Genomic DNA, 15,997 nt, shown 5'->3' on the forward strand with positions numbered 1-15,997 from the left:
AAGATGACTCACACAGCAGATGCAGTTGTCATTGGTGGGGGCATCACCGGCATTAGTGTTGCCCTACATCTAGCCAAAGCTGGCTTAAGCGTCACCTTGCTGGAAAAAGGGCATTTGGGCGGTGGGCCAACTGGGCGCTCCCTTGCAGTAATCTCGCAGCACTACACCGACCCGACCCTGGTGAAGTTGGCACGGACCAGTCTAGAGATTTTCAGCCACTTTTCCGAGCACTACAAGGGTTCAGCCGGTTTCGTCAAAACTGGGCTTGTGGTGTTAGTACCGCCCGCACAGACGCAGAGTCTACACCAAACTGTTGAAATGCAGCAGGGTTTGGGTGTACAGGTCAGCGTGTTTAACGCCACAGGGCTTGCCAGTCTGGATGCCCGCCTCTGCACTGACGATGTTGGCCTCGCCAGCTATCAACCGGGTGCCGGTTATGCAGACCCTGTGCAAACAATGGCGACACTGACTGCTAGAGCTAGAGAAGCAGGCGTTGATTTGCGTGAGCAAACATCTGCTGTAGGGTTAAAAACCGGAAGCAGTACACATACCGTTGAGACTTCTGGTCTTGATGGTGAGCTCGAGATTTCAACCCCGGTCGTCATCGACTGTGCAGGTCCCTGGGCAGCACAAGTGGCCCAATGGGTTGGTCTAACTCTGCCTTTAGTGTCCTGCCGTCAGGTGATGGCTGTTCTACAACGCCCCTCGGACTTTGGCGTGCCACACTTGAGCGTGAATGACTTCGTTCACGGCACCTCGTTTCGGACCCAAGGTTCTGACACCTTTGTCGGCTGGTTTGATCGTGGCCAGACCCAAGATCCGATTGACCCAGATCAGTTCGATGACAGCGTCCCTGGTGAGCGTTTGGCTCCCCTCCAACAGAAATGGCAGAAGCGCTACCCTAGTAGCCAGCCAGCCATCTTGCGGGGAGGCTGGAGTGGTCTGTACGATGTCACTCCAGATTGGATGCCGATTATTGACCAAATCGGCCCTGAAGGCTTTTATGTCTGCTGTGGTCACAGTGGGCATGGGTTCAAGTTTGGCCCTTACTTAGGACAATTGATGACCCAGTGGATCACACAGGCACCGCCAACCGAACTCAAACCGCTAGGTTTGAGCCGCTTTGCTTAAGCAATTTAAGCAGCTTTGCGCAAGCTAAATTAACCTTACGCAAGAACGCCGGTAATTCACAGGTTTGAGCCAGAAACCAGCAACTCACAATCCGTAGAACCTGGGTTGTGAGTTAGAAGCTTTAAGTAATTAACTATACCTATGCCCATCTAGAATTTGAGGGAAGGCTAAAACATCAGTTTTAAGGTTGTCGGAGTCATAGCATTAAGTTTTTCGGGTGGAGAACAGCTAGCGACTTCTACAACATTCTGCGCCTACAGATTGGTTCGCCAAGTATATAAGTATCTGGTTTACCTAGCATTAACCATCATGTTTGCAACTGGTAGCTAATGTCCTGAGCTAGGTAACCCACAGAACTAGTTAGTTTCCGCTGCCCCAAGTGTCAATCATCAAGGCGCACTCCTGCCGAGTGCACCAATTAGCTCGGCCATCTACCTACCTTGCTCGAGAACCTTGTGAGTATTATGCCGACTTCCGTTAATTCAGAGCTAACACAATCGACGGTTGTCCTAAGAGTTCCAGGGCGACTTGATGTTATTACAGCCAAATTTCTAGGCCGCGATCTCAAGGCTAATGTACAGAAAGGCACCTACGTAAAAATCGATTTGTCGCAAACCACATTCATCGATTCGACAGGAATAAATACTATTCTTGAGGGCTTGATTCAGGCCAAGAAACGCCAAGCCAAAATTGCGCTCAAAGGTTTAACTCCTCAAGTTCGAGTTGCACTTGAGCTAGCGGGGGTCTTAGCGCATTTTCGTCAATAGCTTTTGCTAGCTTGAACTTTGCTTGAAGACTGCCATTTTAAAGACTGCTATGAGGGTCCTGAGCTAAAGTCAGGGCCTTTTTTCTGAGCACCGTTTTACAGATTTAGTTCAAAGTTTAGAAAATTCTACCTAGAGGTGCAGGTCAAAAGTTGCAATTCGCTCAAAAATGACCTGAATGCTATCGGAACCCTATGTCAAACTCCGATTCCCAGCTCCTGACAGCTCAAAATGATTCGAGCCCTACGCTAATCATTGAGGGATTGACAGACCAGCTTGCCATCCTACGTTACTTCGAGACGATCAACGCAGGTGATTTCGAGGCGACCGGGCTGCTATTTGCCAGTGAAGGTGCAATGTATCCTCCCTTCGAATCGCCAGTTGTTGGGCCAACCGCAATCAGTACTTTCCTTCAAGCAGAAGCTCAGGGCATGCAGCTTCAGCCGAAACAGGGCTTAGTCGAGTCCCTAGCTGATGATCAAACTCAGGTCCGGGTCTCTGGCAAAGTGCAAACCGCTTTGTTTGGGGTGAATGTTTCCTGGCAGTTTGTGCTGAACGCTGAGGGACTGATCGTCTCTGCCGTTGTCAAATTGCTAGCCTCTCCAGAGCAACTGTTGCAGCTAAAAGGCTGAGCGATCTTACTCTGGCAACTCAAGTGTCTGGTTTCGGCCCAGGATAGTGGGTCGACCAGCTTGAATACGCACGGTTTGATTAAGAGAACGACGACCTGGTGCTGCTAGCTCCAAGGTATAAAGCCCAGCCGGAATGCTAGCAGAAGGCAGGGCCGGCACCCAAAGCCAACCAGCGTTGAGGGTATCTTTACGCACCAGTAAGGTTCGAGTCTTGCGGGGATCGGCGTAAAGCGTCGCTTGAAAACCAGGGGGATTGACTACCACCGCCAGCCCTCGATCAATTTGTGCCCAGTTCACCTTCGGCCTCGGCACATTGGCCTTAGGGGCAGTATTAGAGCTCGGAGCAGCGGGCCTAGACGCTTTGCCCAGACTGTTGATCCCCACGAGCAGACCCAGGATAATCACGCTTGTAACAGCAGCAAACTGAAGCCGTCCTGCTAGCCTAGCGCCTCGCTCCTGGGTAGCCTCGCGACTAAAAGAGGCAGGGTAGCGTTGCTCCAGGCCATTTTCTGCATCAGGAGGAAGATCAGGCGAGGGTCGACGAGAGCGGCGTTGGGTCATAGCAGTAAAACAGGCACTAAAACAGTAGTAAAACAGGGGATCAGCAAAAGGCGACCAAACAAGGGTCAAAGAGAACGATGTTATGATCAACACATTTCAAACCGCCACTTCTATTCATACTGGAAGCCAATCGGTCTAGTACAAACTCCCTTTCCCTCTCGTTGATCCTGATTCATGTCCATATATGAAGGTCAAGTTGACCAGTCGCCAACAGCGCATTCTTTGGGCAACCATTCAACGTTACGTGGCAACTGCTGAACCTGTAGGGTCTAAAGTCCTCGTCGATGAATACGATTTTGGGGTCAGTCCAGCGACAGTTCGCAACACCATGTCGGTGCTGGAGAGGTCAGGCTTGCTCTACCAGCCCCATACTTCAGCGGGACGGGTTCCCTCTGACTCAGGCTACAGAGTCTATGTAGACGAGCTGATTACGCCGCGCGGCACCTTGGTACAGGATCTGGAGTCTTACTTGGCTCAGCGCCTAGGCTCCACCAATGGTCCGCTATCTGAATTCGATCGCAGTCCTAACCTGGAAGCTCTGTTGCGAGGGGCAGCTCAGTTGCTGGCCACCGTTAGTGGCTGTATTGCCTTGATCACTATCCCTCAACCGCACACAGTTGCCATTCGGCACTTGCAATTGGTGCTGGTGGCTGAGCGTCGTGTGATGGTGGTGGTAGTTCTCGACTCCTACCAGACTTACTCAGTTTTGTTGGATCTGCCGACGGATTTCTGCGACGAAGCCAGTTCAACCCAAGACAATTCAGATCTGGACCTTGAGCACGAACTGCAAATTCTGACTAATTTCTTGAATACTCATCTACGTGGGTGTTCTTTGAGCGAGCTAGTCGCTTTGGATCGCTTTGATCTCAGCCAAGAGTTCCATCGCTATTCAGAATTTCTGCGGCATCTGCTGGCCTTGTTAATTCGCCACGGTAACACCCCCCGTGTAGGCCGCATTTTGATTAGCGGGGTTGCTGAAGTCTTGCGGCAGCCTGAGTTTTCAGAACGACAACAGGTCCAAGCCCTAGTTCAGCTCTTGGAAGAAGAGCAAGAGCAACTCTGGCCCTTGATCTGCGAGTGGTCTGATAGCCTGGGCCTGCCGCAGATCGACACTTCTGAGCCTAATGGCGTGGAACTGAACCAGCGCCAGGGCATGATGCCACGGGTTTCTGTGCGTATCGGCTCGGAGAACCCGCTAGAGCCCATTCAGAACTGTACACTCATCTGTTCTGCCTACTGTCTAGACCGCGTTCCAGTCGGCAGCGTTGGGGTCTTAGGTCCGACACGTCTACCCTATGAGCGGGCCATTGCCTCAGTGCAGGTTACGGCTAACTATCTATCCAACGCGATTGGTCAATCGGCCTAATCTGTCTATTTTTAGGCTTCGATCCCGTTGAAATCCCTATTTCTGGATGTAGCCCACTTCCAGGGTTAGTGAGTAAGCTGGAGGGGTAATTTCTTGATACAGCTCCCGTTGCCCGTCCTCCTGGAGCTACCGAGTTAACGCTAAACCCAAAGCTTCGCCTGTCTCTGTAAGTTCAAGCTTCACGAGGCTGGCTACTCCTTAAGAGGCAGCCTTAATCTCTGGTTTTCGCCACACTGCTGGTAGCTCAGCGGGTCCGGTGCGGTAGCTTTTTAACTTTTTGCCAGTGACTTCAGGATGCCTGCATGAATGCGACCAAAACCTACCCTGCGTTGATCGTTGCCTTGGTCGCTCTGTGTGGAGTTGCTGCGCTTGGTATACCTCAGGTCAACCGCTTACTCAGTTCAGGCCCTGAATCAGCCAATGCTCCTGGAGCACCCGCCGCAGGCGGGACGGCGACGGAGCTACCCACTACCGCCTATGTCGTCCCTGACGAACCAGCCCGCCGGATGAATACTCCAACTTCCATTGATGCAGCTTTACCGTCGCCCTCTATCGCTAAAAGCCCGGTTCAGGGGGGACAGGGAACTTTGCGCGTCGGCAATCAAACCGGCCATCCTGTACGCATAGTGCTGATGTTACGGTCCCAGAAAACTCAGCAGAGTAAAGCAGGGCAAAACCAAGAATCAGTGCATTGGGACTTTGCCCCCGGTGAGGGGGGCGTGCAGGGTTTGAAGCTCTCGCTACCAGAAGAGGCAGATTTGAAGGTTGCAGCAGGAGATGTCGTTGTGGCCTTTGCCATTGATGGCACCCGGCGCTACTGGGGGCCTAACGTGGTTGGTGAGACACCGGCTCCGTTTTGGAATTCTCAAACCCGCGAGTGGAGCATGGTGTTGCAGCCTTAGCCTTCGGCTAAACCTAACTGAGCTTAGAGCTTGCTGCACTAGGTAGGCCAAGTACAGACCTACCTCAGGCACAGAGCTAGCTATAGAGGCTCACCCAGCGCTGAGTCTCTGTTAGGAGGGGAACTTGGTGAGACAGCAACTCGCTTTGCAGGATCCATCCGACGCTCCAGAAAGCTGAAAGCTTGTGAGGAAACCAGCGTCAATGCCAGGTAGATCAGAGCGACAGCCGTGTAGATCTCGAAGGAGCGGTAGTTGCTAGCAACGATTAGTTGTCCCCGCCGGAACAGCTCCTCATAGCCGATAACTGCCACCAAGCTAGTATCTTTCAGCAGCGTAATGAACTCATTGCCTAGAGGAGGAATCATGCGACGCATCGCCTGGGGAAAGACGATGTAACGCATCGTTTGCACTGACCCCATACCCAAAGACTGGGCAGCTTCTGTTTGACCGGGTTCGATTGATTGGATACCAGCTCGCACAATCTCGGCAATGTAAGCAGCACTGTTAAGAGTCAGAGCGACCACTGCAGCAACTAGCCGGTCGAAGCGCAAGGTTAAACCAAACCCTTGAGTCAGGGCAGGTAGACCAAAGTAGATCATAAAGATCTGTACAAGCAGCGGCGTGCCTCGAAAAAAGTCGACATAGGCTCGCATCAACCAGCGGACCGGCGCAATTGGAGACAGACGGGCAATACCAATCAAAGAACCGGCAACCATGCCTAACAGGACTGCCATCGCAGTAATCTGCAAGGTGATCCCAGCACCGAGCAGTAAGGCAGGCAGGGCCTGCTGAATAATCTTGAGAGACTCGAACACAGAAGCTTACTCCGCAGCGGGATCAAGTAGCAGCCGGGGTTGGAGCCGGCACCGTTTCTGGTAACTGAGGGGGATCAGCATCAAACCACTTTCTGTAGATCTCGGCATAGGTGCCATCTTCAATCACTTTGCCTAACCCTGTATTTATCGCCTCTAGATTCTGAGAATTCTTGGGTAGAGCGATCCCATAAAACTCTTCGGTGAGCAGTTCCCCAACAACCTTGAGGTTTTTGAGGTTGCCACTCTTGATTGCGTAGAGGGTCACGGGTGCATCGTTGATCACGGCGTCAACATTTCCATTCGCTAGCTCCTGCAAGGCTAGAGGGGCAGAGTCGAAGGTGCGCACTTGAGCTCCTGAGATCTTGCCCGCTTCAGTAGCGCCGGTGGTCCCAATCTGAGCCGCAATTTTTTTGCCCTGCAAGCTATCGAACGAAGTAATGGCGGTATCGTCGGCACGAACTGCGATTGCCAAACCGGCCTTGAAGTAGGGCCGCGAGAAAGACACCGTCTTGGCACGCTCCTCCGTAATCGTGATCGCGCTGACTGCCGCATCTACTGTGCCCGCTTGTAACGCTGGGATGATCCCATCAAACGGCAAGCTCTGGAAATTGACGGTGAGCCCTGAGGCTTCGCCGATTGCCCGCAGTAAGTCAATATCGAAGCCTTCGAGGTCGCTGCCACCTGCAACTTGAGACTCAAAAGGCGGAAAGGCTGGTTCTGTTGCAACGGTGATGGTACCAGTCGCGGCAGGCGTTGCGCCTGTGGTCGCAGTCCCTGTCGTGGCGGTGGCGCCAGTCTCACCACCCGTTCCGCCACCATTACCACCAGCATTGCAGGCGGCTAGAACCAAGGTGCCACCTAACCCAACCAGGAACTGTCTCAAAAAGCGCGAACGGCTTAGTTTTCGTTTTGCTACAGACACTGAAGACTCCTTTACCACACTCAATAATCTAAATAATCAGTCGAACGCGTCTGAATCTTAAGGGGTCCGGCGGTTGTGAGCATCAGTGTAGGAGAAGACTTCAGCTCTAGACTGTAATTATCACTGCTGTTCGCTAGCCCTACATCAGGTAAAACAACTACCGGGTTGGTTGAGAGCGCCGCACTAGCAGGAATCGAAGTATGGACAGTTCTATTGCCTCAATTGTTTTCAGAGATGTTGAGAAGAACTTCGGCGAACTAAAGGTTCTCAAAGGCATCACCGGTCATATTGGTACGGGCGAGGTTGTAGCCATTATTGGTCCCTCGGGTTGTGGCAAGAGTACGCTGCTACGTTGCTTTAATCGCTTAGAGAAAATCAGTGGCGGTCAAATTTTAGTGAACGGAATTGACCTATCCAAACCTAGAGTTAACGTTACTCAGTTGCGCTCAGAAGTGGGCATGGTCTTCCAGCAGTTCAATCTCTTTCCTCACATGACGGTGCTGGATAATCTGACCATTGCTCCGCGCAAAGTTTTGGGGCGATCACGACGGGCCACAGTGGAATTGGCGAAGCTGTATTTGGAAAAAGTTGGACTGAGTGAGAAGGCGGATGCCTTTCCAGAACAGCTCTCTGGTGGCCAAAAACAACGTGTCGCCATCGCTCGGAGTTTGTGTATGGAACCGAAGGTCATTTTGTTTGATGAGCCAACCAGCGCGCTTGATCCAGAACTCGTAGGTGAAGTATTGGCGGTAATGCAAAATTTGGCAGAGGAAGGCATGACTATGGTAGTCGTGACCCACGAAATCGCCTTTGCCCGAGAAGTAGCCAATCGGGTCATGTTCCTGGACCAAGGCCGAGTCGTTGAGGAAGGTCCTGCTCGCCAGGTAATCACAAATCCGCGCAGCGAACGTCTCTGCACTTTCTTGAGTCGGATGAGCTTTGCTGCTTAATAAGCATCTGTCTAATTAGTGGTTTTTCTGAGAATCTTTCTGGTAAACCTCAGCAAACCAGCTATTAAGAAAGCCTAAACATCAAACATAAGTGGACATAAGGGGAATTGCTGGTTCGGCGGTTCCCCAAATCTGCTTTGAGAGAGATTAGAGCGGTTATAAATATTTGTAAAAAAGATTAGTCAGCTCTTGAAAAGAAAGAGGCATAGCAGTGGGCATTAGACAGCCAACAGCGCAAGACGAAGAGATGATGAGCAAGGCGCTAGAAGAAGCCCGGCAGGCCATTGCCAAAGGTGAAGCCGGAGTCGGAGCACTACTTCTGTGGCGAGACGAAATTTTAGCGCTGGATCACAACGCTTTCGAGGCCACCAAGGACACGACTCAACACGCTGAAATGGTCGTTTTGCATCAAGCAGCTGAGCGCCTAAACCAGATGAGTGAAGCAGAGAAAGCTGAACTCACCATCTACAGCACGCTTGAACCTTGCTTGATGTGTTTGTCAGCGATTTCCTTTGCAGGAATTAAGCGAGTGGTGTACTCGGCTTTATCTGAAGACGCCAATGGGGAGCAGTGGGTCGTGAAGGGACTGACCGCGGACCAGGTCAATGATTCCTTGGAGCGCGGCCCTATGGAGCTGATTCCAGGAGTCAAGCGAGAAGAAGGTCGAGAACTCCTAGTTCTGATGGGCATTGAATCCGAGTCTGTGCAAAAGGGGCAAGCTGACGCGATCGCCTGATCTGATGAGCCCTGCGAAAGAGGAGAACTGCAAGGGCTCGTTCTATCGTAAGAAAAGTTAATCATTAACTGAGAAGCTTGGCTTTCCAGGCTTTCTCGTTTTTCTAGCTATGGGTCACTTCTAATTGGAATCTCCACTCAACTAAATTTCTGCCTATATTTCTAGGCTATTTCTGTCTGTTTTTGACCCACTAAATCTACAGGAGTTCTATTTATGAAACTCAAGCCAATTAGTCAACAAGTCGTTGCCATTATTGGGGCCTCGAGTGGTATTGGCCGTGAAACTGCCCTTCGCTTCGCTAAAAAGGGTGCCAAAGTTGTTGTTTCAGCTCGCAGTCAAGACGGCTTAAACTCTCTGGTCGAAGAGATCCAATTGGCAGGGGGAGAGGCGTTTGCTGTACCAGCAGATGTCTCTGATTTCGAGCAAGTCAAGGCAGTTGCGGATAAAACAGTTCAAATTTACGGACGCTTGGATACCTGGGTTCATGCGGCAGCTACCGCCATTTTTGCCCGCTTTGAGGAGATAACGCCAGAAGAATTCAAGCGAGTCGTTGATGTCAGTTTGATGGGTCAGGTTTACGGCGCGATGGCAGCACTGCCTCACCTTAAGCGCGAGGGACGTGGTGCTCTAATTCACATCTCTTCTGTAGAAGCGCGGCGCTCACTGCCCCTACAAAGCCCCTATTCCTGCTCCAAACATGGCGTTGAAGGCTTTCTGGATTCACTACGGGTTGAATTGATGCATGAAGGGTCACAGGTTAGCGTTACCAACGTGATGCCTGGAGTGATCAATACGCCCTTCTATAACAAGTCCCTGACCAAGCTGGGTGTGAAGCCGATGGCGATTCCGCCCTTCTACGAGCCTTCCCTGGTGGCTGATGCCATCTTGCATGTCGCTGAGCATCCCACTCGTGACATTGTGGTTGGCGAGGTCGGTAAGCTTGTAGACCTGCTCCAGCGCGTCTCGCCAGGTTTGATGGATAGCCTGCTGGCGGTCGTTGGCTTTAAGGGTCAGAAGACGGATGAACCGAAGACTGAGCATGGACCCAACAACCTCTACGAACCGATTCCAGGCGAGATAGGGTACGACCGGGTCAAGGGTGACTTTGAGCCGCTGACTATCCCCAGCATCTCTAATCTGCTGGATCAAAACCCGCTCCTAACGTGGGGTGCCTTAGCAGTAGCAGTCTTAGGTGCCGCGGCTGCTCTTGGGGGCATCGGACAGCAAGAACTGTAAGAGCCAGTTGAAGTGGCTGATTAAACTTGGCTATTTAAATCGGCCACCTAAATCGACTAGTTAACCGACTAGTTAAACCGGTCCATGCGCATTCCACTGCTGAAACCTGTCAGTGGAACGCATGGGTCAAAGGGGGGATATGAACAGGCGCAACAACAAGCAGTCACTGGACCAGATTGCCCGTGACCGCCTTGGTTATTCAGAATTACGCTCGGGACAAAAGGCTGTCATCCAGGCAGTTTTGGATGGGCACGATACTTTGGCAGTCATGCCAACTGGCTCGGGCAAGTCTGCTATCTACCAAATCGCGGCTTTTTTGTTAGCAGGCCCCACCGTTGTCATCTCGCCACTGTTGGCCTTGCAGCGAGACCAAGTTGAGTCGATTGCCGACCAAGATGTTGGCGGTGCAGCGGTGGTGAACTCGACTATCGGAGCCTCTGATCGGCAGGAGGCATTTGAGGATCTTGAAACTGGCGATCTGGAGTTCTTGTTTCTCGCCCCAGAGCAGTTCAACAATCCAGAAACCCTAGAGCGCCTTCAGGCAGCCAAACCCTCGCTGTTTGTAGTGGACGAAGCTCACTGTATCAGCGAGTGGGGCCATGATTTTCGGCCTGATTATTTGCGGCTGGGTACCGTGATTGAAGCGCTAGATCACCCGCGGATTTTGGCGCTGACAGCTACTGCGGCTCCGCCCGTCCGGCAGGAAATCACCGAACGTCTGATCATGCACCAGCCCAGGGTAGTGGTGCAAGGCTTTGACCGACCGAATATTTGGCTTGCTGTTGAACGGTTTGAAGATGAGCGCGAGAAGCAGGAGGCCCTATTAGCGCGGGTGGCTGCTGCCGAGAAACCAGGGATTGTCTACGCTGCCACCCGTAAGCACGCTGAAGAGCTAGCTGCAGTTCTAAGCGAGCAAGGCGTTCGAGCGGTTGCCTACCACGCAGGGCTAAAGGTCAAAGACCGGGAAGCGGCTCAGACTCAATTCATGGCAGACGAGGCAGATGTGATTGTAGCCACGACAGCTTTCGGTATGGGGGTGGATAAGCCGAATGTTCGCTTCGTTTTTCACTATGAAATCAGCGATTCGGTGGACTCGTACTACCAGGAAATTGGCCGCGCCGGACGGGATGGTGAACCAGCAAGAGCCATTTTGTTTTATCGGTCTGAAGACCTCAAGCTGCGTCGCTTTTTTGCCAGCGGTGGGCAAGTGAAAGCGGACCAGGTTGAGCAGGTCATCACCGCAGTTCAAGAGCAGCAAGAGCCGGTAGCGATTGAAGAGTTGCAAGAGATCACCGAGCTGTCTAAAACTAAAGTAAGTACAGCGCTCAGTCGCTTGGAGGCGGTGGGGGCGGTTGAGCTATCCCCAACCGGCGAGGTAGAGTCCACCGAGCAGACAACTGATGTGAATAAAGCTGCGCAAGCTGCTATTCACGCTCAAGAACGTCGGCAGCAATTTGAGAAATCACGCATTGAAATGATGCGAGGTTATGCTGAGGTACGTGATTGTCGACGCAAATATTTGCTCAATTATTTTGGCGAGAACTTAGATGAGTCTTGTGGCTTCTGCGATAACTGCAAAGCTGGTATTACAGTTGAAACAGAACAGAATAACCAGCCGTTTGAATTGAACACGAAAGTCGTTCATCGCTCCTGGGGCAAAGGTTTAGTAATGCGCTATGAGGGTGACAAAATGGTCATCTTGTTTGACAAAGTTGGATACAAAACTCTGGCAGTTGATCTTGTCGTTCAGCAGTCACTGCTTAAGAGCTTAAGCTAATTTTACGGGTTATACTCACGCACATGGATGCTCTTTTCGACCTCAATTGAAAAGAACTGCTGGCATCTAATGTTTTGCTGACTGAGGTTTTGCCGACTGAGCTGTTTTTGCGCGGTTCACTAGTATATTTAATGTTCTTCTTGGTTCTGCGGTTTATTCCCAATCGTCAAGTTGGTGCAGTCGGCATCGCTGACCTATTGGTGGTTATTCTGTTTGCCAATGCAGCCCAGAACGCAATGGTTAGCGATTACAGCTCAATTACTGATGGCACCTTTACTAGTCGTCACTAGTCGCCACAATTATTTTCTGAAACTACACCCTCAATTGGTTGGGCTATCGCTTTCCCAGATTTCAACGACTTCTAAACCCATCGCCTCTACCATTAGTTAGACGCAGTCAGCTTTTGCGACGCAATATGACGCAATATGCGGCGGGAGCTGACCACAGAAGATAAATTAATGAGCCAAGTTCGGCAACAGGAAATTGAACGGTTGAGTGAGGTCAAAGCAGCTTATATGGAGAGTGATGAACGCACCAGTGTGATTAGCTATGACACTCAAAGCCGCCCGGTCAGCCAACGTCGCTTAGGCTAAGGATTCTAACTCCAAAACAGAGCTCTCCAGGATTTGGCTTACTTTTCGTTTTCAGCTATTGCTTGCTCTCTCCAGCTCTACTTCTAGACAGGTTGTAAGTCGGGATCACTTCAGCCTGTGGAAGGATCCGCTAGCCAGTGCTTGTTGTGACAATGAGGCTGATGTGATAAGTACCTAGTTTTTTATGACTGACATTCAAAGCCCAATTCGGGATGCTAAAGATGCGGTTAAAAACGCCGTTCATAACGTCGTCCCTACCCCTCCCCAACAGCCCCAAAAATCCCAATCTGATGTTCACGAACTCAAGGGTCGTCTAGAGTGGGGCGAGCCTGCACTGACTATTCTTGATGTCAGTGACCGTGAAACTTATAACAAAGCCCACATCTTGGGTGCAATGACAATGCCCCTCGATAGTTTGGTGGAAAAGGCCCGTCCTACCATCGATTCCACCCGCGATATCTACGTCTACGGTCCCACTGAGGAAACAACCACCAACGCAGCGAACCAACTTCGTGCTGCTGGCTTCGAATGTGTTTACGAGCTAAAGGGCGGTTTGGCTGCTTGGAAGGCAGTTGCTGGTCCGACTGAAGGCGTGGATGAAGCAACTGATCAACCTCCCAGCTCTGCCTACAACGTTGTGTCTCAGCTGAAGCACCATCAGGACACACAAAACGCAGCTCGCTAACTGAGCTCTTGAGGTGAGGTAAAGGGGTAGCTCCAAGCTTGCTAAAGGTAAGCAGCCTTGAAAACGCGGAGGGGGTCGCTGTGTCAGAATGGTTGAAATCAAAGCCCTGAGCCCTGTTTGACCATGACGGTGACCCCCGAACCCAACCAGCTTGCCAGCTTGTACGAACCCTTTAATACCGAAGCCAAATGGCAGGCTTACTGGGAGGAACGGGGCGTCTTTAAAGCCGACCCCAATCACCCTGGTGAGCCCTATTGCATTGTTATTCCACCGCCCAATGTGACAGGCAGCCTACACATGGGTCATGCGTTCGAAGACACCATCATTGATGTGTTGGTGCGTTATCAGCGCATGAAAGGCAAAGATACCCTCTGGTTACCTGGAACTGACCACGCCAGCATTGCAGTATCAGCACTGTTGGATGTGCAGTTCAAAAAAGAAGGCACCAACCGCTTTGAATTGGGCCGCGAAAAGTATTTAGAACGGGCCTGGCAGTGGAAAGAAGAGTCAGGCGACACGATTACCAATCAGATCCGCAAGCTCGGTGCTTCGGTGGATTGGTCGCGGGAACGCTTCACCATGGACGCAGGGCTCTCGGAAGCGGTGCTGGAAGCGTTCATCCGGCTCCACGATGATGGCCTGATCTACCGTGGCGAGTACTTGGTGAACTGGTGTCCAGCCACGCAGTCAGCAGTATCTGACTTGGAGGTGGAGTCTCGGGAAATCAAAGGTCACCTGTGGCATCTGCGTTACCCCCTCAGCGATGGCTCTGGCTTCATCGAAGTGGCAACCACCCGTCCGGAGACAATGCTGGGCGATACAGCTGTGGCGGTCAACCCTAACGACGAGCGTTACAAAGCTCTGATTGGCAAGACTGTAACCCTGCCGCTAATGAACCGTGAGATTCCGATTATTGGTGATGACTACACTGATATGGAATTTGGTTCTGGTGCAGTGAAAATTACGCCTGCCCACGACCTTAACGACTTTGAGGTGGGCAAGCGCCACAACCTGCCCTTCATCAACATCCTGAATAAAGACGGCAGCCTCAACGAAAATGCTGGTGCTTTTGTTGGCCAGGATCGCTTTGAGGCCCGCAAGAACGTAGTCAAGCAGCTCGAAGAAGCAGGTTTTCTGGTCAAAATCGAAGACCATACCCACAACGTGCCCTACTCCGATCGAGGCAAGGTGCCGGTGGAGCCGTTCCTTTCCACCCAGTGGTTCGTCAAGATCCGGCCGCTGGCTGACCGAGCGCTCCAAGAGCTAGACGAGCATCATTCGCCTCTGTTTGTGCCGGAGCGCTGGACCAAGGTCTATCGCGATTGGCTGGTGAAGCTCAAAGACTGGTGCATCTCGCGCCAGCTCTGGTGGGGCCATCAAATTCCCGCCTGGTACGCTGTGAGCGAAACCGAGGGGCAAATCACTGACAACACGCCTTTTGTGGTTGCTCGTAATGATGCAGAAGCACAGACCAAAGCCCAAGCTCAATTCGGCCCCGATGTAGTTTTGGAGCGCGATCCAGATGTGCTGGATACCTGGTTCTCCTCGGGGATTTGGCCTTGCTCAACTTTGGGCTGGCCCGACGAGCAAACCCAAGATTTCCAAAAGTACTACCCAACTACAGTGCTAGTGACTGGGTTCGACATCATCTTCTTCTGGGTGGCCCGGATGACGATGATGTGTACGCATTTCACTGGCAAGATGCCCTTCGGCACCGTCTACATTCACGGGCTGGTGCGCGATGAAAACAACCAGAAAATGTCGAAGTCGAAAAACAACGGCATCGACCCGCTAGTGCTGATCCGCAAGTACGGTACGGATGCGGTGCGCTATACCCTGGTGCGCGAGGTCGTTGGCGCGGGTCAAGATATCCGGCTGGAATACAACCGCAAGACCGATGAGTCAGCTTCTGTAGAGGCTTCACGCAATTTTGCCAATAAGCTCTGGAATGCGTCGCGCTTCGTGCTGATGAACTTGGCAGCGGATAGGGCACAGGTTGAGACGGATAGTCGCGAGTTTCCATCGATTGCGTCTGCGGATGTATCGGTTGTCGATCTGGAACTGGCTGACCGCTGGATTCTGTCGCGCTTCAATCGCGTAGCGCAGCAAACCAACCAGTGCATTGATGTTTACGGTTTGGGCGAAGCAGCCAAGTTACTCTACGAATTTATTTGGGGCGATTTCTGCGATTGGTACATTGAACTTGTGAAGCCCCGGCTCAACGGCGAGTCGCAGCCTTCGCGGCAGACAGCCCAAGCGGTGCTTTACCATGTGCTGGATGGCATTTTGCGGCTGCTACATCCTTACATGCCACACATCACTGAAGAGATCTGGCATACCTTGACCCAAGTGGGCGAAGACCAGAGTTTAGCGCTGCAAGCCTATCCCCAAGGGGACGATAAGCTCATCGACCCAGCTTTGGAAGGTCAGTTTGATTTGCTCATTGGCACAATTCGTACTCTGCGTAATTTGCGGGCAGATTCTGATATCAGACCCTCGCAGAAAATCAGTGTCATTCTGCAAACCGAAAGCACTGGGGAACGGGCCACTCTGTCTGCGGGTCAGCAATACATCCGGGATTTAGCCAAAGCAGAATCCTTGGAAATTGTGAGCAGTCTGGCAGAAGACCTGCAACAGACCGCAGCAGGTGTGGTCGGCACGATCCAAGTGTTGGTTCCCTTAGCGGGTCTAGTTGATCTAGCGGCCCTAAAAGCCAAACTCGAAAAGAAACTTGCCAAACTCGAAGGCAACATGAAAGGGCTAGAAGGTCGTCTAGCTAGCCCTAACTACATAGCGAAAGCTGCTCCGGAACAAGTACAAAAGACCCGCGATGAAGTAGCCGAAATGCAAAAGCAAGCAGAAATCTTGCGGGAGCGAATTGCGAAGCTAGGCTAACTGAGTCAGTGCCGTCATCACTCTATTTTCAG

16 protein-coding genes are annotated in these 15,997 nt (G+C 51.8%); 13 read left to right on the forward strand and 3 right to left on the reverse strand.

What is annotated here, in order from left to right; all coding sequences use genetic code 11:
- The first annotated feature begins 3 nt into the window (after nucleotides 1-3).
- The 3 genes from H6F94_RS07155 (at nucleotide 4) to H6F94_RS07165 (ending at nucleotide 2,527) form a co-directional block, all read left to right on the forward strand.
- Nucleotides 4-1,131 carry an NAD(P)/FAD-dependent oxidoreductase gene (locus tag H6F94_RS07155; RefSeq protein WP_190801527.1) on the forward strand — a complete coding sequence of 376 codons (1,128 nt, stop codon included), beginning with the start codon at nucleotides 4-6 and terminating at the stop codon, nucleotides 1,129-1,131.
- Between the two features lie 464 nt (nucleotides 1,132-1,595).
- Nucleotides 1,596-1,898 carry an STAS domain-containing protein gene (locus H6F94_RS07160; protein WP_190801528.1) on the forward strand — a complete coding sequence of 101 codons (303 nt, stop codon included), beginning with the start codon at nucleotides 1,596-1,598 and terminating at the stop codon, nucleotides 1,896-1,898.
- Nucleotides 1,899-2,089: 191 nt separating this feature from the next.
- Nucleotides 2,090-2,527, forward strand: coding sequence for a ketosteroid isomerase family protein (locus H6F94_RS07165; protein WP_190801529.1), 438 nt, complete (start codon nucleotides 2,090-2,092; stop codon nucleotides 2,525-2,527).
- A gap of 6 nt (nucleotides 2,528-2,533) precedes the next feature.
- On the opposite strand, the gene H6F94_RS07170 is transcribed toward H6F94_RS07165, so the two are convergent.
- Complete coding sequence (locus H6F94_RS07170; protein ID WP_190801530.1) at nucleotides 2,534-3,088, reverse strand: hypothetical protein; 555 nt, start codon at nucleotides 3,086-3,088, stop codon at nucleotides 2,534-2,536.
- Between the two features lie 184 nt (nucleotides 3,089-3,272).
- Here H6F94_RS07170 and hrcA point away from each other — a divergent pair, with 184 nt between their 5' ends.
- Complete coding sequence (hrcA, locus tag H6F94_RS07175; RefSeq protein WP_190801531.1) at nucleotides 3,273-4,454, forward strand: heat-inducible transcriptional repressor HrcA; 1,182 nt, start codon at nucleotides 3,273-3,275, stop codon at nucleotides 4,452-4,454.
- A 302-nt stretch (nucleotides 4,455-4,756) separates the two neighbouring features.
- On the forward strand, nucleotides 4,757-5,356 hold the full coding sequence (locus H6F94_RS07180; RefSeq protein WP_190801532.1) for a hypothetical protein: 600 nt from the start codon (nucleotides 4,757-4,759) through the stop codon (nucleotides 5,354-5,356).
- Nucleotides 5,357-5,436: 80 nt separating this feature from the next.
- Here H6F94_RS07180 and H6F94_RS07185 read toward each other — a convergent pair whose 3' ends face one another.
- Together H6F94_RS07185 and H6F94_RS07190 are read right to left on the reverse strand one after the other, a co-directional pair.
- Nucleotides 5,437-6,171 (reverse strand): amino acid ABC transporter permease, encoded by a 735-nt coding sequence (locus tag H6F94_RS07185; RefSeq protein WP_190801533.1) that lies wholly within the window; start codon nucleotides 6,169-6,171, stop codon nucleotides 5,437-5,439.
- 22 nt (nucleotides 6,172-6,193) lie between these two features.
- Nucleotides 6,194-7,093 carry a basic amino acid ABC transporter substrate-binding protein gene (locus tag H6F94_RS07190; RefSeq protein WP_190801534.1) on the reverse strand — a complete coding sequence of 300 codons (900 nt, stop codon included), beginning with the start codon at nucleotides 7,091-7,093 and terminating at the stop codon, nucleotides 6,194-6,196.
- Nucleotides 7,094-7,293: 200 nt separating this feature from the next.
- On the opposite strand from H6F94_RS07190, the gene H6F94_RS07195 reads away from it, so the two are divergent.
- The 8 genes from H6F94_RS07195 to H6F94_RS07225 all read left to right on the forward strand — a co-directional run bounded on the left by H6F94_RS07195 (nucleotide 7,294) and on the right by H6F94_RS07225 (nucleotide 15,965).
- Nucleotides 7,294-8,043: an amino acid ABC transporter ATP-binding protein gene (locus H6F94_RS07195; protein ID WP_190801535.1), complete on the forward strand. Its 750-nt coding sequence runs from the start codon at nucleotides 7,294-7,296 to the stop codon at nucleotides 8,041-8,043.
- Nucleotides 8,044-8,254: 211 nt separating this feature from the next.
- On the forward strand, nucleotides 8,255-8,779 hold the full coding sequence (locus H6F94_RS07200; RefSeq protein WP_199320257.1) for a nucleoside deaminase: 525 nt from the start codon (nucleotides 8,255-8,257) through the stop codon (nucleotides 8,777-8,779).
- A gap of 213 nt (nucleotides 8,780-8,992) precedes the next feature.
- On the forward strand, nucleotides 8,993-10,015 hold the full coding sequence (locus H6F94_RS07205) for an SDR family oxidoreductase (protein ID WP_190801536.1): 1,023 nt from the start codon (nucleotides 8,993-8,995) through the stop codon (nucleotides 10,013-10,015).
- Between the two features lie 139 nt (nucleotides 10,016-10,154).
- Nucleotides 10,155-11,792: a RecQ family ATP-dependent DNA helicase gene (locus H6F94_RS07210; RefSeq protein WP_190801537.1), complete on the forward strand. Its 1,638-nt coding sequence runs from the start codon at nucleotides 10,155-10,157 to the stop codon at nucleotides 11,790-11,792.
- 74 nt (nucleotides 11,793-11,866) lie between these two features.
- Nucleotides 11,867-12,082, forward strand: coding sequence for a hypothetical protein (locus H6F94_RS31600; protein ID WP_199320258.1), 216 nt, complete (start codon nucleotides 11,867-11,869; stop codon nucleotides 12,080-12,082).
- Nucleotides 12,083-12,217: 135 nt separating this feature from the next.
- A complete protein-coding gene (locus H6F94_RS32855) occupies nucleotides 12,218-12,385 on the forward strand; it encodes a DUF421 domain-containing protein (protein ID WP_313949240.1) in 168 nt (55 codons plus the stop codon).
- 184 nt (nucleotides 12,386-12,569) lie between these two features.
- Complete coding sequence (locus H6F94_RS07220) at nucleotides 12,570-13,070, forward strand: rhodanese-like domain-containing protein (protein WP_190801538.1); 501 nt, start codon at nucleotides 12,570-12,572, stop codon at nucleotides 13,068-13,070.
- Nucleotides 13,071-13,193: 123 nt separating this feature from the next.
- On the forward strand, nucleotides 13,194-15,965 hold the full coding sequence (locus H6F94_RS07225; RefSeq protein ID WP_190801539.1) for a valine--tRNA ligase: 2,772 nt from the start codon (nucleotides 13,194-13,196) through the stop codon (nucleotides 15,963-15,965).
- The last annotated feature ends 32 nt before the right edge of the window (nucleotides 15,966-15,997 follow it).

This window comes from Leptolyngbya sp. FACHB-261 (genome assembly GCF_014696065.1).
Classification (GTDB): Bacteria; Cyanobacteriota; Cyanobacteriia; order FACHB-261; family FACHB-261; genus FACHB-261.

What these genes read in the sequence shown, in the direction of transcription:
- H6F94_RS07165 (WP_190801529.1), top strand. Translation starts at nt 2,090, where the DNA reads ATGTCAAACTCCGATTCCCAGCTCCTGACAGCTCAAAATGATTCGAGC.
- H6F94_RS32855 (WP_313949240.1), top strand. Translation starts at nt 12,218, where the DNA reads ATGCGGCGGGAGCTGACCACAGAAGATAAATTAATGAGCCAAGTTCGG.
- H6F94_RS07220 (WP_190801538.1), top strand. Translation starts at nt 12,570, where the DNA reads ATGACTGACATTCAAAGCCCAATTCGGGATGCTAAAGATGCGGTTAAA.
- H6F94_RS07195 (WP_190801535.1), top strand. Translation starts at nt 7,294, where the DNA reads ATGGACAGTTCTATTGCCTCAATTGTTTTCAGAGATGTTGAGAAGAAC.
- H6F94_RS07180 (WP_190801532.1), top strand. Translation starts at nt 4,757, where the DNA reads ATGAATGCGACCAAAACCTACCCTGCGTTGATCGTTGCCTTGGTCGCT.
- H6F94_RS07170 (WP_190801530.1), bottom strand. Translation starts at nt 3,088, where the DNA reads ATGACCCAACGCCGCTCTCGTCGACCCTCGCCTGATCTTCCTCCTGAT.
- H6F94_RS07205 (WP_190801536.1), top strand. Translation starts at nt 8,993, where the DNA reads ATGAAACTCAAGCCAATTAGTCAACAAGTCGTTGCCATTATTGGGGCC.
- H6F94_RS07225 (WP_190801539.1), top strand. Translation starts at nt 13,194, where the DNA reads ATGACGGTGACCCCCGAACCCAACCAGCTTGCCAGCTTGTACGAACCC.
- hrcA (WP_190801531.1), top strand. Translation starts at nt 3,273, where the DNA reads ATGAAGGTCAAGTTGACCAGTCGCCAACAGCGCATTCTTTGGGCAACC.
- H6F94_RS07210 (WP_190801537.1), top strand. Translation starts at nt 10,155, where the DNA reads ATGAACAGGCGCAACAACAAGCAGTCACTGGACCAGATTGCCCGTGAC.
- H6F94_RS07160 (WP_190801528.1), top strand. Translation starts at nt 1,596, where the DNA reads ATGCCGACTTCCGTTAATTCAGAGCTAACACAATCGACGGTTGTCCTA.
- H6F94_RS07155 (WP_190801527.1), top strand. Translation starts at nt 4, where the DNA reads ATGACTCACACAGCAGATGCAGTTGTCATTGGTGGGGGCATCACCGGC.